Annotated in this window: 25 protein-coding genes; 5 read left to right on the top strand and 20 right to left on the bottom strand. The window is 66.3% G+C overall.

From position 1 onward, the window contains the following. Positions 1 to 105: 105 nt before the first annotated feature. Positions 106 to 381, top strand: a complete 276-nt coding sequence (locus tag VXJ37_RS13680; protein ID WP_142134490.1) for a GlsB/YeaQ/YmgE family stress response membrane protein — start codon at positions 106 to 108, stop codon at positions 379 to 381. A 124-nt stretch (positions 382 to 505) separates the two neighbouring features. Here the strand turns inward: VXJ37_RS13680 and VXJ37_RS13675 are convergent, their stop codons facing one another. The 4 genes from VXJ37_RS13675 to infC all read right to left on the bottom strand — a co-directional run bounded on the left by VXJ37_RS13675 (position 506) and on the right by infC (position 3,304). Continuing rightward, entirely contained in the window at positions 506 to 1,432 is a 927-nt protein-coding gene (locus VXJ37_RS13675) for a TrmH family RNA methyltransferase (RefSeq protein WP_331323565.1), read from the bottom strand. Between the two features lie 69 nt (positions 1,433 to 1,501). Then, the gene (rplT, locus tag VXJ37_RS13670; RefSeq protein ID WP_018763610.1) at positions 1,502 to 1,891 is read right to left on the bottom strand and encodes a 50S ribosomal protein L20; all 390 of its coding nucleotides are present in this window, start codon (positions 1,889 to 1,891) and stop codon (positions 1,502 to 1,504) included. A gap of 120 nt (positions 1,892 to 2,011) precedes the next feature. Next, positions 2,012 to 2,206, bottom strand: coding sequence for a 50S ribosomal protein L35 (gene rpmI, locus VXJ37_RS13665; RefSeq protein ID WP_009358635.1), 195 nt, complete (start codon positions 2,204 to 2,206; stop codon positions 2,012 to 2,014). A gap of 120 nt (positions 2,207 to 2,326) precedes the next feature. Then, on the bottom strand, positions 2,327 to 3,304 hold the full coding sequence (gene infC / locus VXJ37_RS13660) for a translation initiation factor IF-3 (protein ID WP_440589810.1): 978 nt from the start codon (positions 3,302 to 3,304) through the stop codon (positions 2,327 to 2,329). 400 nt (positions 3,305 to 3,704) lie between these two features. Between infC and VXJ37_RS13655 the strand changes: the two genes are divergently transcribed. Continuing rightward, the gene (locus VXJ37_RS13655) at positions 3,705 to 4,091 is read left to right on the top strand and encodes a DUF1844 domain-containing protein (protein ID WP_141940802.1); all 387 of its coding nucleotides are present in this window, start codon (positions 3,705 to 3,707) and stop codon (positions 4,089 to 4,091) included. 165 nt (positions 4,092 to 4,256) lie between these two features. On the opposite strand, the gene VXJ37_RS13650 is transcribed toward VXJ37_RS13655, so the two are convergent. The 8 genes from VXJ37_RS13650 to VXJ37_RS13615 all read right to left on the bottom strand — a co-directional run bounded on the left by VXJ37_RS13650 (position 4,257) and on the right by VXJ37_RS13615 (position 10,509). Continuing rightward, entirely contained in the window at positions 4,257 to 5,552 is a 1,296-nt protein-coding gene (locus tag VXJ37_RS13650; protein ID WP_331323563.1) for an MFS transporter, read from the bottom strand. A 59-nt stretch (positions 5,553 to 5,611) separates the two neighbouring features. Next, complete coding sequence (locus VXJ37_RS13645) at positions 5,612 to 6,496, bottom strand: SseB family protein (RefSeq protein ID WP_331323562.1); 885 nt, start codon at positions 6,494 to 6,496, stop codon at positions 5,612 to 5,614. A 21-nt stretch (positions 6,497 to 6,517) separates the two neighbouring features. Beyond that, the gene (gene priA / locus VXJ37_RS13640) at positions 6,518 to 7,264 is read right to left on the bottom strand and encodes a bifunctional 1-(5-phosphoribosyl)-5-((5-phosphoribosylamino)methylideneamino)imidazole-4-carboxamide isomerase/phosphoribosylanthranilate isomerase PriA (protein ID WP_331323561.1); all 747 of its coding nucleotides are present in this window, start codon (positions 7,262 to 7,264) and stop codon (positions 6,518 to 6,520) included. A gap of 58 nt (positions 7,265 to 7,322) precedes the next feature. Next, complete coding sequence (locus tag VXJ37_RS13635; protein WP_331323559.1) at positions 7,323 to 7,481, bottom strand: hypothetical protein; 159 nt, start codon at positions 7,479 to 7,481, stop codon at positions 7,323 to 7,325. After that, a complete protein-coding gene (gene hisH / locus VXJ37_RS13630) occupies positions 7,482 to 8,249 on the bottom strand; it encodes an imidazole glycerol phosphate synthase subunit HisH (RefSeq protein WP_331323558.1) in 768 nt (255 codons plus the stop codon). Further along, positions 8,246 to 8,872: an imidazoleglycerol-phosphate dehydratase HisB gene (hisB, locus tag VXJ37_RS13625; protein ID WP_331323557.1), complete on the bottom strand. Its 627-nt coding sequence runs from the start codon at positions 8,870 to 8,872 to the stop codon at positions 8,246 to 8,248. The genes hisH and hisB overlap by 4 nt, the downstream gene beginning before the upstream one ends. A 61-nt stretch (positions 8,873 to 8,933) precedes the next feature. Continuing rightward, positions 8,934 to 10,052, bottom strand: a complete 1,119-nt coding sequence (locus VXJ37_RS13620) for a histidinol-phosphate transaminase (protein ID WP_331323555.1) — start codon at positions 10,050 to 10,052, stop codon at positions 8,934 to 8,936. 106 nt (positions 10,053 to 10,158) lie between these two features. Beyond that, positions 10,159 to 10,509: a LysM peptidoglycan-binding domain-containing protein gene (locus tag VXJ37_RS13615; RefSeq protein WP_331323553.1), complete on the bottom strand. Its 351-nt coding sequence runs from the start codon at positions 10,507 to 10,509 to the stop codon at positions 10,159 to 10,161. Between the two features lie 350 nt (positions 10,510 to 10,859). Here VXJ37_RS13615 and lexA point away from each other — a divergent pair, with 350 nt between their 5' ends. Next, positions 10,860 to 11,594, top strand: a complete 735-nt coding sequence (gene lexA / locus VXJ37_RS13610; RefSeq protein WP_331323552.1) for a transcriptional repressor LexA — start codon at positions 10,860 to 10,862, stop codon at positions 11,592 to 11,594. A 71-nt stretch (positions 11,595 to 11,665) separates the two neighbouring features. Here the strand turns inward: lexA and VXJ37_RS13605 are convergent, their stop codons facing one another. Both VXJ37_RS13605 and hflX read right to left on the bottom strand, forming a co-directional pair. Next, positions 11,666 to 13,729 (bottom strand): ATP-dependent DNA helicase, encoded by a 2,064-nt coding sequence (locus VXJ37_RS13605; RefSeq protein WP_331323551.1) that lies wholly within the window; start codon positions 13,727 to 13,729, stop codon positions 11,666 to 11,668. Beyond that, positions 13,722 to 15,302, bottom strand: coding sequence for a GTPase HflX (gene hflX, locus VXJ37_RS13600; RefSeq protein WP_331323550.1), 1,581 nt, complete (start codon positions 15,300 to 15,302; stop codon positions 13,722 to 13,724). Before hflX ends, VXJ37_RS13605 begins: the two co-directional genes overlap by 8 nt. A 436-nt stretch (positions 15,303 to 15,738) precedes the next feature. Here hflX and VXJ37_RS13595 point away from each other — a divergent pair, with 436 nt between their 5' ends. Beyond that, the gene (locus tag VXJ37_RS13595; protein ID WP_331323549.1) at positions 15,739 to 16,353 is read left to right on the top strand and encodes a class I SAM-dependent methyltransferase; all 615 of its coding nucleotides are present in this window, start codon (positions 15,739 to 15,741) and stop codon (positions 16,351 to 16,353) included. Here VXJ37_RS13595 and dapF read toward each other — a convergent pair. The 6 genes from dapF to VXJ37_RS13565 all read right to left on the bottom strand — a co-directional run bounded on the left by dapF (position 16,334) and on the right by VXJ37_RS13565 (position 21,891). Then, a complete protein-coding gene (gene dapF, locus VXJ37_RS13590) occupies positions 16,334 to 17,278 on the bottom strand; it encodes a diaminopimelate epimerase (protein WP_331323548.1) in 945 nt (314 codons plus the stop codon). The two genes, VXJ37_RS13595 and dapF, sit on opposite strands and share 20 nt — an antisense overlap. Before the next feature lie 50 nt (positions 17,279 to 17,328). After that, complete coding sequence (gene miaA, locus VXJ37_RS13585) at positions 17,329 to 18,225, bottom strand: tRNA (adenosine(37)-N6)-dimethylallyltransferase MiaA (protein ID WP_331323547.1); 897 nt, start codon at positions 18,223 to 18,225, stop codon at positions 17,329 to 17,331. A 3-nt stretch (positions 18,226 to 18,228) separates the two neighbouring features. Then, complete coding sequence (gene miaB / locus VXJ37_RS13580) at positions 18,229 to 19,788, bottom strand: tRNA (N6-isopentenyl adenosine(37)-C2)-methylthiotransferase MiaB (protein ID WP_331323546.1); 1,560 nt, start codon at positions 19,786 to 19,788, stop codon at positions 18,229 to 18,231. 34 nt (positions 19,789 to 19,822) lie between these two features. Beyond that, on the bottom strand, positions 19,823 to 20,368 hold the full coding sequence (locus tag VXJ37_RS13575; RefSeq protein WP_440589812.1) for a regulatory protein RecX: 546 nt from the start codon (positions 20,366 to 20,368) through the stop codon (positions 19,823 to 19,825). Between the two features lie 45 nt (positions 20,369 to 20,413). Further along, positions 20,414 to 21,469, bottom strand: coding sequence for a recombinase RecA (recA, locus tag VXJ37_RS13570; protein WP_141946226.1), 1,056 nt, complete (start codon positions 21,467 to 21,469; stop codon positions 20,414 to 20,416). Positions 21,470 to 21,666: 197 nt separating this feature from the next. Next, positions 21,667 to 21,891: a DUF3046 domain-containing protein gene (locus VXJ37_RS13565; RefSeq protein ID WP_331323545.1), complete on the bottom strand. Its 225-nt coding sequence runs from the start codon at positions 21,889 to 21,891 to the stop codon at positions 21,667 to 21,669. A gap of 41 nt (positions 21,892 to 21,932) precedes the next feature. Here VXJ37_RS13565 and VXJ37_RS13560 point away from each other — a divergent pair, with 41 nt between their 5' ends. Further along, positions 21,933 to 22,463 (top strand): MarR family winged helix-turn-helix transcriptional regulator, encoded by a 531-nt coding sequence (locus VXJ37_RS13560; protein ID WP_331323544.1) that lies wholly within the window; start codon positions 21,933 to 21,935, stop codon positions 22,461 to 22,463. The last annotated feature ends 39 nt before the right edge of the window (positions 22,464 to 22,502 follow it).

Genomic DNA, 22,502 nt, shown 5'->3' with positions numbered 1-22,502 from the left:
TAACGATGCGGCAACGCCGCCTTTGGGGCTACTGACTTTGCGGGGCCCTTATGTTAGCTTGAGGCTCATCGGGACTATTAATCCCGGTCATTATAAGGAGGAGACATGGGTTTTCTTGCTTGGATTATTTTGGGCCTGATTGTCGGGGCCATTGTTAAAGCCGTTATGCCCGGCAGGGTCGGCGGCGGCTGGGTGACCAGCCTCATCCTGGGTGTCGTCGGAGCCATTGTTGGCGGCTGGATTGGCAGCCTCCTGTTCAACAAGGGCGATCTTGCCTTCTTCGACCTCGGCACCTGGATTCTCGCTATCGTCGGCGGCCTCATTGTTGCCGGCATCTACGGAGCAGTCACCGGACGCGGAAAAGCCAGCCGCGCACCCTGACCGTTCTGTATAAAAACATCACCGATAGGCCCCGGAAAACCGGGGCCTTTCCTTTGCCCGGAATCGATCTGGCGCGCCGACACCGGAGGTTCAGGTCCGGACCAACAACCGTCGCAGTGCGCCCTTACGCAGGGTGTGGCGCGCCCGCTGCGACGTCGGCACGGCGCTGCGAGCGGGCGCTGGCGTACAGGCACACGGTGGCGGCCGTTCCCAGGTTCAGGCTTTCCGCGGCGCCATATACCGGGACGGCCACCCGGTGGTCCGCCAGCTCCAGCTCCTCGTCGGAGAGCCCCTGCGCCTCATTCCCGAAGAACCAGGCAGTGGGCTCGGCGAGGTCGTACGCGGATGGGAGCCCGTCCCCGGTCAGCCTGCGCCGGGCACTCTCATCCTGCAGGACGTCCAGGTCCAGCTGACCGTAGCCGTCTGCGGCGAGAATGCCGATGCCGCGGGCCTTGCAGTCGGCGGCAAGTTCTGCCGGGTCGGCGCCCAGCACCACGGGGAGGTGGAACAGCGAGCCCGCAGTGGAGCGGACAGCCTTGGGGTTGTAGATGTCCACACTGGAAGCGGTGAAAACCACGGCATCGGCGCCGGCGGAATCGGCCGCCCGAAGCACCGTGCCGGCGTTGCCCGGGTCCCTGACCTGGCAGAGGACCGCAATCAGGCGTGGGCGGGCGTCAAGCACCTCTGCGAGGGAAACGTCCACAAAGCGGCAGACAGCCACGATCCCCTGCGGGTTCACGGTATCTGCCATGGCAGCCAGGACATCGTCGGTGGCCACCCGGGCGTTGGTGCCCTGGGCAAGCTCCTCGAACTCCGGGAACCGGTCAAGGCAGCTTTCACTGGCATAGACCTCGGTGACCACACCGGGAGCGCCCGCTGACAGCCGCTGCTGGTGTAGTTTCAGCGCTTCACGCACAGCCTGCGGCCCCTCCGCCAGGAACTGGCCGCGCTTTAAACGGGCCGGGCGCCCTGCAAGCTTTGCCACGTCCCTCACCCGATCGGCTCGGGGATTGGACAGTGGAAGATCTTGCGGGCGCCCGGTTTCGTTCATACAAGAACTGTAGTAGCTGCGGCCACTGGTTCCTGAACTGGCCCCTCATGCGAGGGGCGGCAGCGGCTGCTAGGCTGCGGCAACCTTCTTGGCGGAGGTGTCGGCCGGCAGGGAGTCCTTGGCCACCTGGACCAGTGCGGCGAATGCGTTGGCGTCAGAGACGGCAAGCTCGGCCAGCATGCGGCGGTCAACCTCGACCTCGGCGGCCTTCAGGCCCTGGATGAGGCGGTTGTAGGTGAGGCCGTTGGCGCGGGAAGCAGCGTTGATGCGCTGGATCCACAGGCGGCGGAAGTCACCCTTCTTCTTCTTGCGGTCACCGTAGCTGTACACAAACGAGTGCAGCAGCTGCTCTTTGGCCTTGCGGTACAGGCGCGAACGCTGTCCGCGGTAGCCCTTCGCCCGTTCAAGAACAACCCGGCGCTTCTTGTGGGCGTTGACCGCCCTCTTCACACGTGCCACGTGCGTACTCCTTCGAAAATCTGATCCCAAGCATCTGTTGCCGGTTGTCCGGCGGCCTGAGAAGGCTGTTTGGCAGGTGGCGGGCCGTCAGGGGAAGGCCCGCCAAAAAACACTTGGAAACTAGATGCCGAGCATCTTCCGGATGACCTTGGCGTCGCCCTTGAAGACGATCTTGTCGCCGGCAAGGCGACGGGTCAGGCGGCTGGACTTGTGCTCCAGGTAGTGGCGGCGGTTGGCCTGCTGGCGGCGCAGCTTGCCGCTGCCGGTCAGCTTGAAGCGCTTCTTGGCACCACTGTGGGTCTTCATCTTCGGCATGGGAACCGATCTCCTTACGTTTCTGCGGGCCCGGGGGCCGCAGTTCTATCGCGCAGCGGCCCCTGCGGGCAGCATGCTGGTTGCTGACTGCCGGAGGACGGAGCCTCCGCCAGCTGTGAACTAGTTGGTCTTCTTACCGGCCGGCTTCGGCGCTGCCTTGGGGGCAGGGCGGGCAGCAGGCTTGGGTGCGGCAGGCCTTGCCACCGGCTTCGGCGGCGCCGGCACAGCAGCGGGCTTCGGCGCCGACGGCGCGGCGGCCGGCGGCGTGGCGGCAGCCGCAGGTTTGGCGGCCGGTGCAGCCGCCTTCGGAGCGGCAGCCTTCGGAGCTTCCCGCTTCGGGGCAGCAGCCTTGGAGGCTTCCTGCTTCGGGGCAGCAGCCTTGGGGGCTTCCTGCTTCGGAGCCTCCTCCTGGGGAGCAGCGGCAACCGGCGCCTCGACGGGAGCCTCCTCTGCAGCGGCCTCCGGCTCAGTGGACACCGTGAAGCCTTCGGGCAGGAGGTCCGCCAGTGACTGCGTCATGGGGGTCTGGTCCTTGCCTGAGGTGTCAACGCGCCCGGCAGCCTTGGCTTCGTTCTGCGCCTTGGCTTCGGCACGCTGCGTAGCGCGCCGCGCTTCAGCCTTGGCCTCGGCCTTGTTCTTCAGCGGGCCAACCACCATGACCATGTTGCGGCCATCAATACGGGGGCTGGACTCCACCACGCCAACTTCGGCGACGTCGTCCGCGAAGCGCTGAAGCAGGCGGATGCCCATCTCCGGACGCTGCTGCTCACGGCCACGGAACTGGATCATGGCCTTGACCTTGTCCCCGGCGCCGAGGAAGCGCAGGGCGTGGCCGCGCTTGGTCTCGTAGTCGTGGGTGTCGATCTTCAGGCGGAAGCGGATTTCCTTCAGAACAGTGTTCGTCTGGTTCTTCCGGGCTTCGCGTGCCTTGACTGCGGCCTCGTACTTGTACTTGCCGAAGTCCATCAGCTTGCACACCGGAGGCTTCGCCTGAGGTGCAACTTCAACGAGATCAAGATCGGACTCGGCAGCCAGGCGCAGGGCATCCTCAATACGGACGATTCCTACCTGTTCACCTGCAGGTCCGACCAGCCGCACCTCGGGGACGCGGATACGCTCATTGATTCTTGGCTCGCTAATGTTAAAGCTCCTGTGTTTGTTGTTGAGTCCCGGCAAACAGAGAAGGCCTCCAATTGCCGGAGCAATCGAAGGCCTCAAACAGGTTGGCGAAGCAACCCCGCAGGGGGGCGCATCTGCACAAACCGGCAAATGCCGGGCCGTGCCAACCAGGTACCCGGCAACCTTACGTCCCCCTAGGTTCCAAAGGAACACCTGGGACAGCGGCTGACGCGGGTGGGAGAGAACTCCGCTTGCAAACTGGATGCCATTCTACAGAAAAAATTCCCGTCAGCGCTGTGATGCACTGCTGGGAACCTGATCGTTTTGGGACAATCCCTGAAATAACGACATCCAGTCGGTCTGTGTCAAGCTTACCAGTATGAGCACCTCAGACAGTAATTCATACGTTTTCGAGCCCGGCGACGCAGGCCCGGACGTTTCACAACAGATCCGGGATATCTCGGAGGTCCCCGCCATCGAGGTCATCACCACGGCCGCAGTGCACCTGATGAGTGCCGCCGCGGTGAAGCTTGGCCTCGCCGCTGAAGACAACGCAGCCGAACTGAAGGACCTGGACGAGGCCCGCAAACTGATCACCGCGCTGGCAGGCCTGGTGACGGCAGCAGCACCCGAAATCGGCTCCCAGCACGCCGGACCCTTGCGCGATGGCCTGCGCTCCCTCCAGCTGGCCTTCCGCGAGGAATCACTGATTCCGGACGCCCCGGGCAAGGGCCCGGGTGAGAAGTACACCGGGGCAGTGAACTAGGGACGGACTCCCCCACGCAGCGCCCGACGGCGGGACGGCCTTTTGCAGGCCGTCCCGCCGTCGTCGTTTCTCCCCGCGGGAATTCTCCGCGGAGGGTACAGGCGGTGGGTAGGCGTGCACGTCGGCGAGGGTCGGGAACCGATGGCGAGCAGTCGATAGCGGAAATCAGGCGGTGGCCTTGCGGCGTCGCTGCTGGAGCGCCAGGCCCACCAGGCACAGCACCACCCCCGCGGCGCCGACGGACACGAAGCCGCCGGAAGGGCCCATGACGTCAATGAACACCCCGGCCAGCGGGGAACCAAGGGCGACACCGGCGGTGAGCGCCGAGCCGTACCAGCCCATGGCTTCCCCACGGCGCTCTTCCGATACGAGGTCGGCCACTTTCTCGGAAGCTGCGGAGAGGACGGGTGCGCAGAGCAGGCCCGGCAGAACGGAGATGAAGGCCAGCGTCCAGGTGTCGTGGGCGAAGGCCATGGGCAGGGTCAGCGCTGCCATGCCAAGCAACAGGATGACGGGCGGAACGGGCCGGTGCATGGCGCCGTAAACCAGGCCGCCCACCACTGACGCCGCGCACCAGAAGACGAAGACGATGCCGATTTCGCTCTGGTGGCCCCCTATTTCCAGGGCGGCGACAATGCCAACGTCCGTGCCGCTGAGGACCATGCCCGCGCCGGCGGCAACGGCGAAGAGCGCCGCGACCGTGGCAGTGAACCAGGCGAACCCGCCGGCCAGCCTTCCCCTCAGGCCCTGTGCCGCGCTGGTGGCCGCGCCTGCCGGCGCCAGTTCCGCGGCCGCTTCCTGAACATGAGCCGGTGCAGTGGATACCACGGCGGCCTCGGCGGCATGCTGCTCGTCTTCTGCGCATTCCACCGTCAGGCCCTCGCTGCGGGTGGGCGGGTTGAACCACATGAGGAACAGCCCGGCGAGGGACGTGGCCACGCCCACCACCGTCAGTCCCGCCGTGGTGTGCCCGCTGGTGGCCACGACGGCACCGGCGGCCGGGCCGATCATGAACACAAACTCCGTGGTGATGGCGTCGAGGGCGAACGCTGTCCGCCGTTGGTCGCCTTCCGCCAAGACGCCCAGGGACTGGCGTACCACGCTGAAAATGGGCAGGGTGAGGAGGCCGCCCACGAAGACCAGCGGCAGGAGCCACTGGTACGGCACGTGGGGCACGATGGACCAGATCACCGTCTCTGAGATGACCGAAGGGATCAGCGCAGTCCGCAGCCCCACGGTGTCCACGCGCCGTCCCCGCCATGGCGCGCCCAAGGCGATGCCGATGGTCATGACGGCCGCTGCGGCGCCCGCTGCGGCGTAGCCCTGGCCAAGGGTGAGGACGATGTGCAGAGTCAGCAGGACGCCCGCGGCTGAATGCGGGATGCGGGCCAGGATGCCCACCAGCAGCAGCCGGCGGATCGGCCGAACGGAGAGCAACTCCCGGTAGAGAGCGAAATTCACGAAAGCGGTCCTTCAGGATGCGCCGCAGCCCTGGCGGGGATCACCCGTCCTGCTGGCGGCTAGTCGGGAGCGCGCCTCAGTTTGATTTCCAGGGAATCGACGCGCTCCCCAAACAATACATTCCGGGACCACTCCGTCTGCAGGCCGGCTACCAGTTCCTGGACACCGGCCGCGTCCAGCCCGTCCTCAAGGTACAGCACCACCTGCAGTTCAGGCCCGGTACCACCTCCAGGGACTATGGAGCCGTCGGCGGCCCTGGATGCCACTCCCCTGCCGGGCAACAGCTCAACGCCCCGGACGGCTGCGAAGCCGGTGGCTGCGTTCCCCATCTCGGCTGCCAGCTCGGGGTCGCTGTAGGAGGGGGTCCAGCCGTGCTGCTTGGCAAGTGCCCAGACGCCGGGCCGGCGCACCACGAACGTCACCTCGGCACCCGGGTCGAGGACCAGGAGTTCGGCGCCTTCGGCGACTGCCGAGAGCGCAGCCCGGGCGGCATAGACCGCCACCGGCCGGGCCTCCGGATGCCACGCGGCCAGAGCGGCCGCAGAAGTGAACGCTGGCAGCGCGGTCCTGCCATCGGCGGCCTTCAGCGTCACCAGCGCCATGTCCGCCTGTTTGTCCCCGTGCAACCCGTGGTCCGTTTCCGCCTCTTCGGCGAGTTGGGCCACGATGGGGATGAAGACGCGTGCCGTGGCCAGTGCGGCAACGACGCCCGCCTCGTCGCCCTGCCCCTGACGGAGCGCGGCAACTGCGGCGACGTACCCGGCGTCGGCCGTTCCGTCGTCGTCCTCGAAGTTGTGGATCTTCGCGTCAGCCCCGGCGAGGCTGCGGCCGGCCCACGGCTGGCCCGCGGAATCCGTGGCACCGCCTGCGCCGGCCAGCGCCGCCGCTATATGACCGGGCAGGCGGCGGGCCGGAGGGCTTACCGGTTCTTCGGAGCTGGGCATCGCCGGGCTGCTTCCCCGCGCCTAGCGGCGGCCGGCGACGTCGAGGGCTTCGGGCAGGGTGAAAGCGCCGGCGTAGAGGGCCTTGCCCACGATGGCCCCCTCCACTCCCAGGGGCACCAGCGAGCGGAGAACCTTGAGGTCGTCCAGGCTGGAGATACCGCCGGATGCCACGACGGGCTTGCCGGTCTTTTCTACCATCTGGCGCAGGAGTTCAACATTCGGCCCCTGGAGGGTACCGTCCTTGGTCACGTCGGTGACCACGTACCGGGCGCAGCCCGCCTCCTCAAGACGGCCCAGGACGTCCCACAGGTCGCCGCCTTCCTTGGTCCAGCCGCGCCCGGCGAGGGTGGTCCCGCGGACGTCGAGGCCGACGGCGATCTTGTCACCGAAGCGGTCGATGGCCCGCGCCGTCCACTCGGGGTTCTCCAGCGCGGCGGTTCCCAGGTTGACCCGGGCCACGCCCAGGTCGAGGGCTGCTTCCAGGGTCTCGTCATCGCGAAGGCCGCCGGAGAGCTCCACTTTGATGTCCAGCCGGGCCACCACCTCGCGCAGCAGGTCCGCGTTGGAACCGCGGCCAAAAGCGGCGTCCAGGTCCACCAGGTGGACCCACTCGGCGCCCTGCTGCTGCCAGTTGAGGGCAGCTTCAAGGGGCGTGCCATAGCTGGTCTCGCTGCCCGCCTCGCCCTGGACCAGCCGGACGGCCTGCCCGTTGACGACGTCGACGGCTGGCAGAAGTTCAAGGACCGGCAGGTCGTGTGCGGTGGTCATACTCATCCTCGGTGTAGGTTCTTCAGTTCGGGCAAGGGCCGGCGTGCCGACGGGGCGGTCAGCTGGCAGGCAGTGTCAGCAGGTAGGCGGCGAGAAGCGACATGGCTGCCAGGACGTAAAACACAACCTGCGTCCACAGGGGCTTGCGTTGCTGCCGGAACGAGATCCCGCCGCCGATCAGGATACCCGCGAGGCCCATCAGGAGTACGGACCACATCTAGGCGACGCCGCCGGCGTCGGTTGACGCTGCACCGGAATCCGGCCCTGTGCCGGCCGGCCTGCGCAGGCCTTCCACCCAGTTGCGGAGCAGGCGTGCGCCGGCATCGCCGGACTTTTCCGGGTGGAACTGCGTGGCGCACAGCGGGCCGTTCTCGACTGCGGCGATGAAAGGGGCGCCATGCTCGGACCAGGTGACCAGGGGCGGTGCCATCCGCGGCTGGATGACGTCGAAGTTCCATTCCTGCACGCCATACGAGTGCACGAAATAGAACCGCTCGTTTTCGACGCCGGCAAAGAGCTTGGAGCCCTCGGGAACCTTGACGGTGTTCCAGCCCATGTGCGGAACCACTTCCGCGGGAAGGGCCTCCACCTTGCCGGGCCACTCGCCGATGCCCTCGGCTTCGGTCCCGTGTTCCACTCCGGCTTCGAAAAGGACCTGCAGGCCAACGCAAATGCCCAGGACAGGACGTCCCCCTGCAACACGCCTGCCAATGAGCCGGATGCCATCCACGGCCTTGAGCTCGCGCATCACGGTCTCGAAGGCGCCAACGCCGGGAACCACCAGGCCGTCCGCGTTCAGGACGTCCTCCGGCTTGGCGCTCAGGATCACTTCAGCGCCGGCCCGTTCCAGGGCGCGCACTGCTGACCTGACGTTCCCCGAACCGTAATCCAGCACCGTGACCGTGGGCTTGCCCTCGGGGGAAGGCAGCTTTTGCGACGCCTTGGGGTCGATGATGGCCCCGTCCTTGAGGACCTGCCCGCTCACAGCGCGCCCTTGGTGGAGGGGATGCCCTCGACGCGGGGATCGGGCTCGATGGCGGCGCGGAGGGCCCGCGCGAAGGCTTTGAACTGTGCCTCGACGATGTGGTGCGGGTCCCGGCCGGCCAGCACGTTCATGTGCAGGCAGATGCCGGCGTGCAGCGTGATGGCTTCGAAGACGTGGCGGGTCAGTGACCCCGTGAAGTGGCCGCCGATCAGGTGGTACTCCTGGCCGGCGGGCTCGCCGCCGTGGACAAGGTAGGGCCGCCCGGAGACGTCCACCACCGCGTTCGCGAGGGCCTCGTCCAGGGGCACGGTGGCCTCGCCGAACCGGCGGATTCCAGCCTTGTTGCCCAAGGCAGTCCGCAGGACCTCGCCGAAGGTGATGGCCACATCCTCCACTGTGTGGTGGACATCTATGTGGATGTCGCCGGTGGCCTTGACCGTCATGTCGATCAGGGAGTGTTTGCAGAGGGCTGTGAGCATGTGGTCGTAAAACGGCACCGAGGTGTCGATGTCCGATACGCCGGTTCCATCGAGGTTGATCTCCACGAGCACGGAGGACTCACTGGTGGCTCGCTCCATGCGGGCGGTCCGGGCCGCGGCCGTATTCGATCCGGTTGGACTCATGGTGAAGGATCCTTAGTGGGAGAAGAAGTGGTTCAGGGCGCCCAGCGCCGCAGTATCAAGTCTAGGCGCGAAGCGCGGCCCGGCCCGCAAGGATGCGTTCCAGGGAGGTAAGGAAGGCTGTGGTTTCCGCCTCAGTACCTGCAGTGACCCTCAGGTGCCCGGGGATGCCAACATCCCGGATCAGCACTCCGGCATCCAGCAGTTCCTGCCATACCTGGTGGGGATTCTCCAGGCCGCCGAAGAACACGTAGTTCGAGTCGGACGCAGCCGGCGTGAGCCCCATCCTGGTCAGTTCGGCAACGATCCGGTCCCGTTGGGCCTTGATGTCCTGTACGTCCGCCATCAGGGCTTCGCGGTGTTCCAGGGCGGCAAGCGCGGTGGCCTGGGTGATGGCAGAGAGGTGGTACGGGAGGCGTACCAGCCGCAGGGCGTCGGTGACCTCGGGCGCAGCGGCCATGTAGCCAAGCCGCGCTCCGGCCAGGGCGAAGGCCTTGCTCATGGTGCGGGATACGATCAGCCGCTCCCTGCCCGGCAACAGAGTCAGGGCGCTGGGCGTTCCGTCGTGGGCAAACTCGTGGTAGGCCTCATCCACGATGACGATGGCCTGGCTGTCCGTGCCGGCGTCGTAGACGGCTTCCACAACGTCCAGCCCCAGTCCGGTGCCGGTGGGGTTGTTAGGCGAGCAAAGGAAGACGATGTTCGGCTGCAGCTCCCGGACCTGGCGGGCAGCTGACTCTGCGCTGAGATCGTAGCCCTCGCCGCGTTCGCCGGTGATGTACTGGGTGTCGGTGCCGCTCGCGAGCAGGGGGTACATGGAGTACGTGGGCGGGAAGCCCAGCGCGGTCCGGCCCGGACCGCCAAACGCCTGGAGGATTTGCTGAAGCACTTCGTTGGAGCCATTGGCTGCCCACACGTTGGATTCATCCAGGCCGTGTCCGAGGTATTCCGCCAGAGCCTTCCGAAGCTTGGTGAACTCGCGGTCCGGGTAGCGGTTGAGCCCTGCAGCGGCCTCCGTGACGGCGGCGCTGATGGCGGCCCGAACGTCAGCCGGAACACCATGGGTGTTCTCATTGACGTTCAGGAGGATGGGGACGTCCAGTTGGGGCGCGCCGTAAGGGGTGAGGCCCCGAAGGTTGCTGCGGAGGGGAAGCCGGTTCAGACGTTCTAGCTGGTCGTTCACCTGAACAGTTTAGTTGCCTCGGCAACGACCGGAAAATGTGACGGGTCTCCGCCCTCCGCGGCGGGCCACTCGTCCCGGGCAGACCACGCCCGAAACAGGCGGATTCTCAACGGGTGGGGACGAACAGCTGCTGGCCAGGCAGAACGGACCCAGCCCTGAGGTTGTTGAGCTGGACAATGTCCGCCACGACGTCCCTTGCGTCCCGGTCCGGCGCTACCGCACTGGCAATGGCCCACAGGGACTGTCCCGGCTGCACGGTCACGGTGAGCGTGGGCGTGACCGCCAGGTCCGAGGCCGAATCGGAGGCCTTGGCGGGCGAATGGAAGACGCCGGCCAGGGACAGCAATAGCACCGCAAGAAGAACAAGCGGGACGCCAATTAGGACAATCCGGCCGCGGCGGGTTAGCCGCAGGGGTGCTGACGGGAGTGAAACCTGGTGAAGAGATATAGCTGACATGAACTGAGCCCTCCTGGACCTGCCGTGCTGCCCGGGTGTTCTCCCGACGCCTGGTATCCGGGGACGGCCGGAAACTTTTCCGGCCACGTCTTCGAATAACTGGCGCCTTGGTTAGAACACATATTCGAACTTTGCTTGATTCAGTTTTAGCACTTATCAACGAACAATGTCGAGACTCGCTAGAACAAATGTTTGAAAAAGCAGTGTGGCTGGCCTAGTTTTGAACCAAAGAACAACCACCACTGAAGTTGAACAGCAGGGTCTGACAATGACAGCGGGAGTCCTTCCGGGCAGCGCTGCAGCACAGCAAAAGCGGAAGAACCGGCGGCAAGCGAAAGGCAACGGCGAATATGGCAGCAGCAGCCGCCGGGGGCAGGACCGCCCCGCAATCCAAGAGGACCGCCAAGGGACTGACACCCCGGCAGAAGAAGATCCTTGAAACCATCCAGCGCTCAGTGAACGAGAACGGGTATCCCCCCTCCATGCGGGAGATCGGGGACACCGTTGGATTGGCAAGCCTGTCGAGCGTGACCCACCAGCTCTCGCAACTGGAGAAGTTGGGTTATCTCCGGCGCGACCCCAAGCGGCCGCGTGCCATGGAAGTACTGATGCCCCTCACCCTGGACGGCGGCGGCAAAGCGGGCGGCACGTCCCCCGCGCCGCAGGCTGCCTCGAGTGGCGCCACCGTGGCTGCACTGCCCACCGCACTCGATACGGCGATGGTTCCGCTGGTGGGCCGGATTGCTGCCGGTGGACCGATCCTGGCGGAACAGCTCGTTGAAGACGTCATGCCCCTTCCCCGCCAACTGGTTGGCCAGGGTGAACTCTTCATGCTGAGGGTGGCTGGTGACTCAATGGTGGACGCGGCCATTTGCGACGGTGACTGGGTGGTGGTCCGTCGGCAGGCGGACGCTGCCAATGGCGACATCGTTGCTGCGCTGCTCGACGACGAAGCAACCGTCAAGACGTTCCGGCAGCGCGACGGCCACACGTGGCTGCTCCCCCAGAACACCCAGTACGAACCCATCCTGGGCGACCACGCCACCATCATGGGCAAGGTTGTCTCTGTCCTGCGCTCCCTCTGAATGTCCGGGGACCTGGCTGTCCCGGCGACGCTCCAGCGGGCACTGCGGAGCCCGTCTCCGGGCTTTCGCAGTTACCTCGACGCGTCGGCACCCAGCCGGCTGAGCGCCGCCAGCGCCTTGCTCCGGTCGGTAGTTGCCCAGAACGGCGGCAGGGCGCCCCGGAGGAAACCGGCATAGCGCTCGGTGGCCAGCCGCGAGTCCAGCACGGCCACCACGCCTTTATCTCCCGTTGACCGGATCAGCCGGCCGGCCCCCTGCGCCAGCCGGATCGCGGCATGTGTGGCCGACACAGACATGAATCCGTTCCCGCCGGCCTGTGCCACGGCCCGCGACCGTGCCGTCATGAGCGGATCATCCGGCCGCGGAAACGGAATTCGATCGATTACCACAAGCCGGCAGGAGCCTCCGGGCACGTCCACTCCCTGCCACAGGGACATGGTCCCGAAAAGGCACGTGTCGGGTTCATCGGCGAACTGCTTGACCAGGGCGGTCATGGTCGACTCGCCCTGGCACAGGACCGTCATGTCCAGCCGCGGCCGCAGGGCATCGGCTGCTTCTTCAGCCGCCCGGCGGGAGGAGAAGAGGCACAAGGCGCCCCCGCCCGATGCCTTGATGAGCGCTTCCAGTTCCTCCAGCGCCTCCGGAGACACTCCGCGCCCTGGTTTGGGCAGGTGGCCGGCCACGTAGAGGATGCCCTGTTTGGGATAGTCGAAGGGCGACCCAACGTCCACCCCCGTCCAGCTGGGCGCCCCGTCGCCCAGGAGGCCCAGTCCCCCCGCTGCAGGTTCGAAGGCCGAGCCGATCGCGAGGGTAGCGGACGTCAGCACCACGGTGTGCCCCGCAAAGAGCCCCTCCCGCAACCTTCCGGCTACGGACAACGGCGCAATGTTGACCAGCACCGGCGCGTTCTCGTCCGGCGGCGAGTATCCCTGTCCGGGATCGAATGTGCTGACGCGGGAAAACCAGACCACTTCCCGGTTTTCCCTGGCGGCGATGAGCCGCTCGCACAGTTCCAAAATAAGCATGAGGCGGGACCGCGCGAGCTGCCGGCCGCCGTCGGCTGTGGTGTTGCTGTCCCCCTTGGAATCGGACAGTGCGGCCCGGCACGCCTCGCGCAACTGATCCACGCAGTCAAGCTGCTCGTCGTTCAGGCCATTAGGCAGCAAGCCGCTTGGCGCCCCGGCGAGTGCCAGCTCAAGATTGGCGGCGGCGGCGTTCAAGGCGTCAACGGTGATGGCAGTGTGCTTCCGGGCGCCGGCCGCGGCAGCGTGGACCATGGCGACCGAAAGCTGCCCTGAGACTGCGCCGGTCACCCGGTCCTGCAGTTCGTGCGCTTCGTCAACCACCACGACGTCGTATTCAGGCAGGACCGCGAGTCCCTCGAAAGCGCTGACGGCAAGCATGGCATGGTTGGTCACCACAACGTCCGCCTCGGCCGCGTCCTGCCGTGCCAGTTCACTGAAACACTCTGCGGCCAGGGGACATTTCTGGGCGCCCAGGCATTCCATGGACGTCACGGAGACCTGGCGCCAGGCCCGGTCGGTCACACCAGGCAGGAGCTCGTCCCGGTCGCCGGTGGTTGTCTTCTCTGCCCACTCGCGGAGCCGCACCACTTCCTTGCCGAGCTGCGACGACGGGCCGCCAACGGCAGCGGCGAAGTGCGGAACGCTGGTGTCCTCACCCAGTGAGAAGAGCTGCCCTTCCGACGGCTCCTCGGAGGGGAAACCACCTTCGAGCTTGTGGCGGCAAACGTAGTTGGACCGCCCTTTGACCAAGGCAACCTTCACGGGCCGCTCCAGCGCCGGCGTGATGTTCTTCAACAGCCGCGGCAGGTCCCTGCCCACAATCTGCGTCTGCAGTGCCAGCGTGGCCGTGGACACCAGCGCCGGCTTGTTGCTTTGCAGGGCGTGGGCGATGAGCGGCACCAGGTAGGCCAGCGACTTGCCGGTGCCGGTGCCGGCCTGGACCAGCAGATGGTCGCCCGTTTCGATGGCCCGGGCCACCTGCCGCGCCATCTCATGTTGTCCGGCGCGGCTCTGTCCGCCCATGCCGGCGACTGCCCGGTCGAGCAGTTCGATGACGAACTGCTCGCCGGGCGTCTGTGCCGCCGCTTCGCCCGCCGCGGGCTCAGTCATTGACGGCGAATGGTTCCAGTTCGGACGCCAGGCCCTCCCGGACCTTCACCGCAGTCCTGGTACCTGCCTCGACATGGTCCACGCTCAGAATCTCGGCGTCGGACTCGTGGAGCTTGCTGATCAGGTCTCCGCGGTCGTACGGGATGAGGAGGTCCATCTGGACGGACGGCCGGGGAATCGATTCGCTGATGAGCTTCAGCAGTTCGGGGATCCCCTCACCCGTGCGGGCCGAGACCACCACGTGCCGCTGTTCGCGCTGCTTCAGCCGCTCAACGACAAAGGGATCGGCGGCGTCGGCCTTGTTCAGGACGATGATCTCCGGGACCTTGCGGGCGTCAACTTCACTGAAGACCTTACGGACCGCTGCGATCTGCCCCTCGGGATCAGGGTGCGAAACGTCCACCACGTGCAGGATCAGGTCCGCGTCCGCCACCTCCTCGAGGGTGGAGCGGAAGGCCTCCACCAGCTGGGTGGGCAGGGAACGGACGAATCCCACGGTGTCGGCCAGGGTGTAGCCCAGGCCGTCGGGAGTCTCCGCCTTTCGGACGGTGGGATCCAGCGTTGCGAACAGGGCGTTCTCCACGAGGACCCCAGCGTCCGTAAGCCGGTTGAGCAGGGAGGATTTGCCGGCGTTGGTGTACCCGGCGATGGCAACGGAAGGCACCTCATTGCGACGGCGGTTGGCCCGCTTGGTCTCACGGGCAGGCTTCATCGCGGCAATTTCACGCCGCAGCTTTGCCATGCGGGTGCGGATCCGGCGGCGGTCCAGTTCAATCTTGGTCTCACCGGGACCACGGGAGCCCATGCCGGCGGCGGCGCCGCCCACCTGGCCACCGGCCTGCCGGGACATCGACTCACCCCAGCCACGCAGGCGGGGAAGCAAATACTCCAGCTGCGCCAGCTCCACCTGGGCCTTGCCCTCACGGCTCTTGGCATGCTGGGCGAAAATATCCAGGATCAGGCCAGTCCGGTCGATGACCTTGACCTTGACGATGTCCTCAAGGGCGCGCCGTTGGGAAGGGGCCAGTTCGGCATCGACCACCACCGTGTCCGCACCCGTTGCCATGACGATGTCCCTGAGCTCCTGCGCCTTGCCCGAACCCAAAAACGTTCCGGGATCCGGCTTGTCACGGCGCTGCACCAGCCCGTCGAGGACCTCGGAGCCGGCAGTTTCGGCGAGGGCTGCAAGCTCACGCAGCGAGTTCTCGGCGTCCGCAAGGGTTCCCTCGGACCAAAGTCCGGCCAGGACAACCCGCTCCAGGCGAAGCTGCCGGTACTCGACTTCGGTGACGTCCTCAAGTTCGGTGGAAAGGCCCGCCCTGCGGCGCAGGGCACGGCGTTCCTCGAGGTCCTGCTGGTCGCCGTCGTACGTTGAATGTTCTTCGTCAAGGCTGGAAATTGCCTGCGCCCTTCCGAACACCGCTTTTCCATTGCCGCTGCCTTCACCGCGGGGCGTGCTGACGTTTTTGGCCGGTACGTCCTTGGCGAGGATCCGGTCGATAACAGCCTGGATTTCCTGCGGACTCATGTCCTGGGCGGCTGGATCGGAACCGGTGTTGGGCTGGCTGGTCATGGTCTCCTTTGAAGATTCGGCACTTCCAGAATAGTGCCGATTGGTTGGAAGTTGGAATGTATTCGCGCTGGGCTGACGGCCTGCGGTCATGCAGTTCTCCTGTTTGATCTGCTGCCGGCTGCGATGCCGGCGCGGGGATGCCGCCGGACGCTGGCGGCAGGGCTGGAAAAGGCCGGAGAATGGCGGGAAATGCAGCGGGATGCTGGCTTTCGAGTATTGTCCGGCGGCCGGGCAGACGGGGTGGCCTGGCCGGTGCACAAGCGGAAGGCGTGGAAACCTGCGTCGCTGAGGGGACGGTCTGTCGCTGGAGGACAGGCTGCGGGACGGGCGTGGCCCGTGCCGGCTACTCGAAGATCAGGAACATGCCTTTCAGCGTAGCAGAGCGCCTCCTGCGCGGTTTCCCTTTACGCTGCAAGGGGAACTACTCTGGCCAGTTATGGAGTCCGCACACTATTTCAGCACGTCCCCCGCCGGCCCCTTCACCCGAAAGCCGCTAACCGTCGACCTGGCCGGTGAGACACGCAGGCTCCAGACCTCCACGGGCATCTTCAGCCCGGACGGAATTGACAAGGGGACGGCCGTCCTCCTGGCCGAGGTTCCGGACCCGGCTCCCCAGGGCAACCTGCTGGATATCGGGTGCGGCTGGGGTCCGATCGCCCTCACCATGGCACTGCGTGCGCCGGGGTCGAAAGTCTACGCCGTGGACGTCAACGAACGCTGCATCGCACTGACGAATGACAATGCGGCTGCGCTGGGATTGTCCAACGTGGCCGCCAGCACCCCCCAGGCCGTGGACCCGGGCCTCCGCTTCGACACCATCTGGTCCAATCCGCCCATCAGGATCGGCAAGGATGAGCTGCACGCCCTGCTCAAGCTGTGGCTTCCCAGGCTGGCCGACGGCGGCACGGCGTGGCTGGTAGTGCAGAAGAACCTGGGGTCGGACTCGCTTCAGCGTTGGCTGGCCACCGAGCTTGACGACTCCTTCACGGTAACCCGGGAGTCGACGTCCAAGTCCTTCCGGATCCTGAAAGTTATGAAAGCGTCCCGCTAGCCACAATGACGGCCGGGCCGCTGAGTTCCACATGCTCGTGGCCGCCCGGGCCGGCGAAGAACTTTACACCCACCACTCCCCCGGGAACGTGGACCCGCCAGGCGTCGGGGGCTTCCGCACCGGCCCAATGGCGGATGGCGACGGCGGCAGCGCAGGCACCGGTTCCGCAGGACTGGGTCTCCCCCACCCCGCGCTCGTGCACGCGCATGGTCACCGAACCAACGCCCTCGTGGACCAGCGGCTCGGCCGGAACCACGAACTCCACGTTGGTTCCGTTGGCGGGTACCGGATCGACTTTTGGCGCGGTGAAAAGCCGGGTGCCCGCGAGTTCGGACAGTTCAGCCAGGGCCACCACGGTGTGCGGGTTGCCCATGCTGACCGACAGCGCGGGCCGGGCAACTTCCAGCCCTTCGGCCGTGACCAGCGAGTCCATGGCTTTGGCACTGGCTTCGCCGGGGAAGACGAACTCCCAGGGCCCCATGTCCACAGCGTAACCGTCCCCGGTACGGACCACGGTTTTGACCCCGCCGCGGGTGCCGATGGTGAGCGAGCCGCCGTCGGGCAGGTCGATCAGGCCCTCCGTGCGGAGGAAGTGGACGAAGACCCTGACACCATTGCCGCACATTTCGGACAGCGATCCGTCAGCGTTGCGGTAGTCCATGAACCATTCGGCGCCGGGAACGTCGCTGAGCAGTTCGCGGCCCTCCGGCAGGAAGCGGGACGGCACGGCCCGGATCAGGCCGTCCGCGCCGATCCCACGGTGCCGGTCGCAGAGCGCGGCGGCCTGGTCTGCGCCGATAGCGTGCGTCCCTTCCGGATCGGCTACCAGGACAAAATCGTTGCCGGTGCCGTGCCCCTTGGAAAAGCGGAGCCCGCTCAACGCGTGCAGGGCGGATCCGGGAGTTTCTGCGGGGGTAGCATTCATGGTCCCAAGCGTAGCGGCGGATGCTCCGGCGGCCGAAACCGGCGCATGCCCTAGGCGCACAGCTGTGCCGCTTTTCCGGGCAGGTCCTGGTCCTGCCAGTCCAGCCAGGTGATGCGGGGGTCGGCGCGGAACCAGGTCAGTTGGCGTCTGGCGAATTGCCGGGTGGCGATGATGGTTTCCTCCGCAGCGTCAGCAACGGATGACAGTCCGTCCGCGACCCGCAGGAACTGTGAATAGCCAAGTGCGCGCGAAGCTGTCTTGCCCTGGCGCAGGCCCCGGGCGTCGAGCCGCCGGACCTCGTCCAGCAGGCCGGCATCAACCATCCGGTGCACGCGCGCTCCCAACCGCTCCCGGAGTACCTCCCGGTCCACGGCAAGGCCCACCTGGGTTGCCGCCTGATAGTACTCCCGCCGGGGCATGAAGGAACTGAAGGGCCGGCCGGTGAGTTCGTGCACCTCCAGGGCCCTGATGATGCGGCGAGCGTCGGAAACCCTTTCCGCGGATACCGGGTCCACGGCCCGGAGCCTCTCCAGCAGCGCGGCGGTTCCGCGTTCGGCGTGCTCCGCCTCCAGCCGGGCGCGCAGCCGGGGATCCGTGCCCGGGAACTCGAGGACGTCCAGTGCGGCGCGCACGTAGAGCCCTGAACCGCCCACCAGGATGGCCCGCTTGCCGCGCGCATGGATGGCACCGATGGTTTCGCGGGCCTGCTGCTGGAAGTCCGAGACGCTCGCCTCCTGGGTCACGTCCAGGATGTCGAGCAGATGGTGCGGGATCCCCCTGCGTTCGGCCGGGCTGATCTTGGCGGTGCCGATGTCCATTCCGCGGTAGAACTGCATGGCGTCGGCATTGATGACCTCACCGTCCAGTTCCAGGGCAAGGTTGACGGCAAGGTCGGACTTGCCGGAGCCGGTAGGACCGACGACGGCGATGACGGGCGGGGCAGCCACCTGTCAGCGGGTGCGCAGCGGCAGTGACGGCATGCCGAGGGACACGCCCTTGGCTCCGGCGCCCGGACCGGGAGCAGGGGCTCCGCAGGAGTCGGCCTGGGACCTGTCCCAGGCGTCTCCGGCGCGGGACCGGCGCAGGCTGTAGTCCTCAAGCGTCGGGTCGGCCACCAGGTGGAAGGCTGCGGCCTCCGTGACGGTCACGGTCACGAGGTCCCCGGGCCGGGGTGCGGGTGCTCCGTCAGGAACCGAGAAGTGCACCAGCCGCTGGTCCTGGGAGCGGCCGGACAACCGGTGGGTCTCCTCTGACTTCCGGCCGGACTGCGCCGTGACCATGACCTCGAGCCGGCGGCCGAGCTGCTTCCGGTTTTCCTCCGCCGCGATGCGGTCCTGCAGCGCGGTGAGCCGTTCGAACCGTTCCTGGACCACGGCCTTGGGCAGCTGGTCCGGCAGGTCGGCCGCGGGCGTACCGGGGCGCTTTGAATACTGGAAAGTGAAGGCGGTGGCAAAACGCGACTTCTCCACGACGTCCAGCGTCGCCTGGAAGTCCTCTTCGGTTTCGCCCGGGAACCCGACGATGATGTCGGTTGAGATGGCCGCATGCGGGATCTGTTCCCGCACCTTGTCCAGGATGCCCAGGAACTTGCTGGACCGGTAGGAGCGCTTCATGGCGCGGAGGATCCGGTCCGAGCCGGACTGCAGCGGCATGTGCAGCTGCGGCATCACGTTGGGCGTTTCGGCCATGGCGGCGATGACATCATCGGTAAACGCGGCCGGGTGCGGGCTGGTGAAGCGGACGCGTTCCAGCCCCTGGATGTCCCCGCAGGCACGCAGGAGCTTGGAGAAGGCCTGGCGGTCGCCGAACTCGACACCATAGGAGTTGACGTTCTGTCCGAGCAGCGTGACTTCGATGGCGCCGTCGTCAACGAGCGCCTGGATCTCCGCGAGGATCTCCCCGGGCCGGCGGTCTTTTTCCTTGCCCCGAAGTGCCGGCACGATGCAGAAGGTGCAGGTGTTGTTGCAGCCCACCGAGATGGACACCCAGCCGGAGTAGACGGAATCACGCTTGGTGGGGAGTGTGGATGGGAAGACGTCCAGCGATTCCAGGATCTCCAGCTGGGCTTCGTTGTTGTGCCGCGCCCGGTCCAGGAGCGCGGGCAGGGCACCAACGTTGTGGGTGCCGAAAACGGCGTCCACCCAGGGGGCCTTCTTCAGGATGGTCTCGCGGTCCTTCTGGGCCAGGCACCCGCCAACGGCGATCTGCATGCCGGGGTTGGCGGCCTTGACAGGTGCCAGGATGCCAAGGTTTCCGTACAGCTTGTTGTCGGCGTTTTCCCGGACAGCGCAGGTGTTGAACACCACGACGTCGGCATGGTCGCCCTCCGCGGGGACGTAGCCGGCGGCCTCGAGCATGCCGGACATCCGCTCCGAGTCGTGGACATTCATCTGGCAGCCGAAGGTGCGGACCTGGTAGGTGCGCGGCTGTTCGGCTCCGGAGTGCGGAACTGCCCCGGCTTCGACGGAGGGGGTGGCGCCGGATTGGGGGGAAGGAATGGTCAAACTCACCCGTTAAGGGTACCGGCTTTAGACCCGGAGTCCGTCAGTCTCCTGCCGCGCTGTGCAGGACCTCGTTCACGATCCGGAACGCCTGGGACGGCTGGTAGCCCTTTCGCGCCAGCATGGAGGCCAACCGCCGGACGGCCTTGTCGCGTTCCGCCGGATCGGACAGGTCCGTCCCGGGCCGCAGCTTGCGCTCAACGAGGCCACGGGCCGCGGATTCCTCGTCAGCGTCGCTGAGTTGTTCCAGCGCTGACGCCGCGGTTTCCTGGTCGATGCCTTTTTCGGCGAGCTCGCGACGGAGGGCACCCTTGGCCAGCTTCCGCGACTGGGACCGGCTCCGGACCCACATATCGGCGAATTCGGCATCGTCGATGAGGCGCACCTCCTGGAACTTGTCCAGCACCGCCTCTGCCACGTGTTCCGGAACATTCCGTTCGGCCAGTTTCCTGGCCAGCTGCAGCCTGCTTTTGGGCGACGCAGTGAGCTGCCGGTACACGATGGCCTGGGCCACGGCGTAGGGGTCCGGCTCCGCATCAACCACCGCCGGATCTTCAGGCGCGGAAAAGCCCTCCGCCGGCCCTGTCATGAGGCCGGCGGAGCGGGCTTGCCGGGAGCGTGATCCAGCCAAGGGCTAGAACCCGTCGACGGCTTTCAGCTTCGGGGCATCCTTGGAGTCGTCCTCGGCGGGCTTTACGCCAACGCCGAGCTTCTCCTTGATGAGGCGTTCCAGTTCGGCGGCAAGTTCCGGGTTGTCGCGGAGGAACCGGCGGGAGTTTTCCATACCCTGGCCCAGCTGGTCCCCGTCATAGGTGAACCAGGAGCCGGACTTCTTGATGATGCCGTGCTCCACGCCCATGTCGATGATGCCGCCTTCGCGGGAAATTCCCTGGCCGTAGATGATGTCGAACTCGGCAACCTTGAAGGGCGGGGCCATCTTGTTCTTGACGATCTTGGCCTTGGTCCGGTTGCCGACGGAATCGGCCCCCTCTTTGAGGGTCTGGATCCGGCGGACGTCGATGCGGACCGAAGCGTAGAACTTCAGCGCCTTACCACCGGTGGTGGTTTCGGGGGAACCGAAGAAGACGCCGATCTTTTCGCGGAGCTGGTTGATGAAGATGGCAGTGGTCTTGGTCTGGCTAAGGCGGCCCGTGATCTTACGCAGCGCCTGGCTCATGAGCCGTGCCTGGAGGCCAACGTGGCTGTCGCCCATGTCGCCTTCGATTTCAGCGCGGGGCACCAGGGCAGCAACGGAGTCGATGACGATAATGTCCAGCGAGCCGGAGCCCACCAGCATGTCCATGATTTCCAGGGCCTGTTCGCCGGTATCCGGCTGCGAGACCAGGAGGGCGTCAGTGTCCACGCCAAGCTTGGCGGCGTAATCCGGGTCAAGGGCGTGTTCGGCGTCGATGAAGGCGGCGATGCCGCCGGCGCGCTGCGCGTTTGCCACCGCGTGCAGGGCGACGGTGGTCTTACCGGACGATTCAGGGCCGTAGATCTCGATGACGCGTCCGCGCGGGAGTCCGCCAATGCCAAGGGCGACATCAAGTGCGATGGAACCGGTGGGGATGGTTTCGATCGGGGCGCGGACTTCGTCGCCCAGGCGCATGACCGAGCCCTTGCCGAACTGCTTGTCAATCTGGGCCAGCGCTGCTTCCAGCGCTTTTGCACGATCCGGGGCTGCCGCCATGGTTGACACCTCTAATGCTTTCTCGATGGTGGCCTTCGCGGCCGTTGTGTTGGTCATCTCTGACGCTAAGGGGACCCACTGACATTCCGGCCGGAGCACGACGGCTATGTGGATAAACCCAATGAAAAAAGCATAGCGTTATCCGAACAGGTATTCGAAGAGTGCAGGTCCTGCGGCGTGTCCGATGGGGATGCCAGCTAGTCCCGCCGTGGTGCGATGTCCCGCCCCAGCCGCCGCTCAGCCGGCACTTCCTGGACATCGCAAACAGCAAGCCAGACCCTGCGCGGCTCGACGCCGGCAGCCAGGGCCTGGTCCGCGGTCCGCCCGCCTACGCCGGCAAGGACCAGGGTGCTGCTCAGCACGCGGGAGTACCCCGCGCCAAACTCGTCATCCATCAGACGCCAGTACTCGCTGATTCGCATCGGTAAATCCTCTCATGGTTGGGAACCATAGAATTGTTGCCATGAGTACTTCCCCGGATGTCCCGCCGCGGCCGGATGCGGACGGCGATGCCGCCGATACAGCACTGCAGAATGTCGAACACCAGATCAGCCTCTTCTGGCGGCGCGGGCGGGCCATTTCCAATCAGCTGTCACGCGAGGTCCACCCGGATATGGAGCCGGCAGCCTACGGCCTCCTGACGGTTATCCGCAGGGAGGGACCCATCCGGCTCACCGAGCTCGCCATGAACATCGGGGTGGGCAAGCCATCGGTCAGCCGCCAAATCGCCTTCCTGGAAGGCCTGGGACTGGTGTCCAAGGAAGCGGACCCGCTGGACCGCCGGGCCCAGTCCATCCGGCTGACGCCCAAGGGCGAGGAGAAGATGCACCAGGTCCAGGACGCCCGGCGCCAAGTGTTCCAGGAACGCCTGCGCGAGTGGCCGGTGGAGGACCTGCAGGAGCTGGCCCGCTACATGGCGAAGCTGAACTCCACCTATGAACGCGACGGCTTTCTCCGGGAAGCCTCACCCGCATCGCCGGCGCAGGAGGCATAGAAGAACAGCAGGAAGCCCCCGGGCTGGTGAATTGCTCAC

Source organism: Pseudarthrobacter phenanthrenivorans (genome assembly GCF_036455295.1).
Taxonomy (GTDB): domain Bacteria; phylum Actinomycetota; class Actinomycetes; order Actinomycetales; family Micrococcaceae; genus Arthrobacter; species Arthrobacter phenanthrenivorans_C.
This window is presented reverse-complemented; position numbering and strand designations above follow the sequence as displayed.

Coding starts and splice junctions, on each gene's coding strand:
- VXJ37_RS13565 (WP_331323545.1), bottom strand. CDS start 21,891: ATGCGAATCAGCGAGTACTGGCGTCTGATGGATGACGAGTTTGGCGCG.
- rpmI (WP_009358635.1), bottom strand. CDS start 2,206: ATGCCGAAGATGAAGACCCACAGTGGTGCCAAGAAGCGCTTCAAGCTG.
- VXJ37_RS13595 (WP_331323549.1), top strand. CDS start 15,739: ATGGAGTCCGCACACTATTTCAGCACGTCCCCCGCCGGCCCCTTCACC.
- VXJ37_RS13575 (WP_440589812.1), bottom strand. CDS start 20,368: ATGACAGGGCCGGCGGAGGGCTTTTCCGCGCCTGAAGATCCGGCGGTG.
- VXJ37_RS13645 (WP_331323562.1), bottom strand. CDS start 6,496: ATGCCCAGCTCCGAAGAACCGGTAAGCCCTCCGGCCCGCCGCCTGCCC.
- VXJ37_RS13605 (WP_331323551.1), bottom strand. CDS start 13,729: ATGACTGAGCCCGCGGCGGGCGAAGCGGCGGCACAGACGCCCGGCGAG.
- VXJ37_RS13655 (WP_141940802.1), top strand. CDS start 3,705: ATGAGCACCTCAGACAGTAATTCATACGTTTTCGAGCCCGGCGACGCA.
- hisB (WP_331323557.1), bottom strand. CDS start 8,872: ATGAGTCCAACCGGATCGAATACGGCCGCGGCCCGGACCGCCCGCATG.
- priA (WP_331323561.1), bottom strand. CDS start 7,264: ATGACCACCGCACACGACCTGCCGGTCCTTGAACTTCTGCCAGCCGTC.
- VXJ37_RS13680 (WP_142134490.1), top strand. CDS start 106: ATGGGTTTTCTTGCTTGGATTATTTTGGGCCTGATTGTCGGGGCCATT.
- VXJ37_RS13675 (WP_331323565.1), bottom strand. CDS start 1,432: ATGAACGAAACCGGGCGCCCGCAAGATCTTCCACTGTCCAATCCCCGA.
- dapF (WP_331323548.1), bottom strand. CDS start 17,278: ATGAATGCTACCCCCGCAGAAACTCCCGGATCCGCCCTGCACGCGTTG.
- VXJ37_RS13615 (WP_331323553.1), bottom strand. CDS start 10,509: ATGTCAGCTATATCTCTTCACCAGGTTTCACTCCCGTCAGCACCCCTG.
- lexA (WP_331323552.1), top strand. CDS start 10,860: ATGGCAGCAGCAGCCGCCGGGGGCAGGACCGCCCCGCAATCCAAGAGG.
- VXJ37_RS13635 (WP_331323559.1), bottom strand. CDS start 7,481: ATGTGGTCCGTACTCCTGATGGGCCTCGCGGGTATCCTGATCGGCGGC.
- VXJ37_RS13560 (WP_331323544.1), top strand. CDS start 21,933: ATGAGTACTTCCCCGGATGTCCCGCCGCGGCCGGATGCGGACGGCGAT.
- hflX (WP_331323550.1), bottom strand. CDS start 15,302: ATGACCAGCCAGCCCAACACCGGTTCCGATCCAGCCGCCCAGGACATG.
- recA (WP_141946226.1), bottom strand. CDS start 21,469: ATGGCGGCAGCCCCGGATCGTGCAAAAGCGCTGGAAGCAGCGCTGGCC.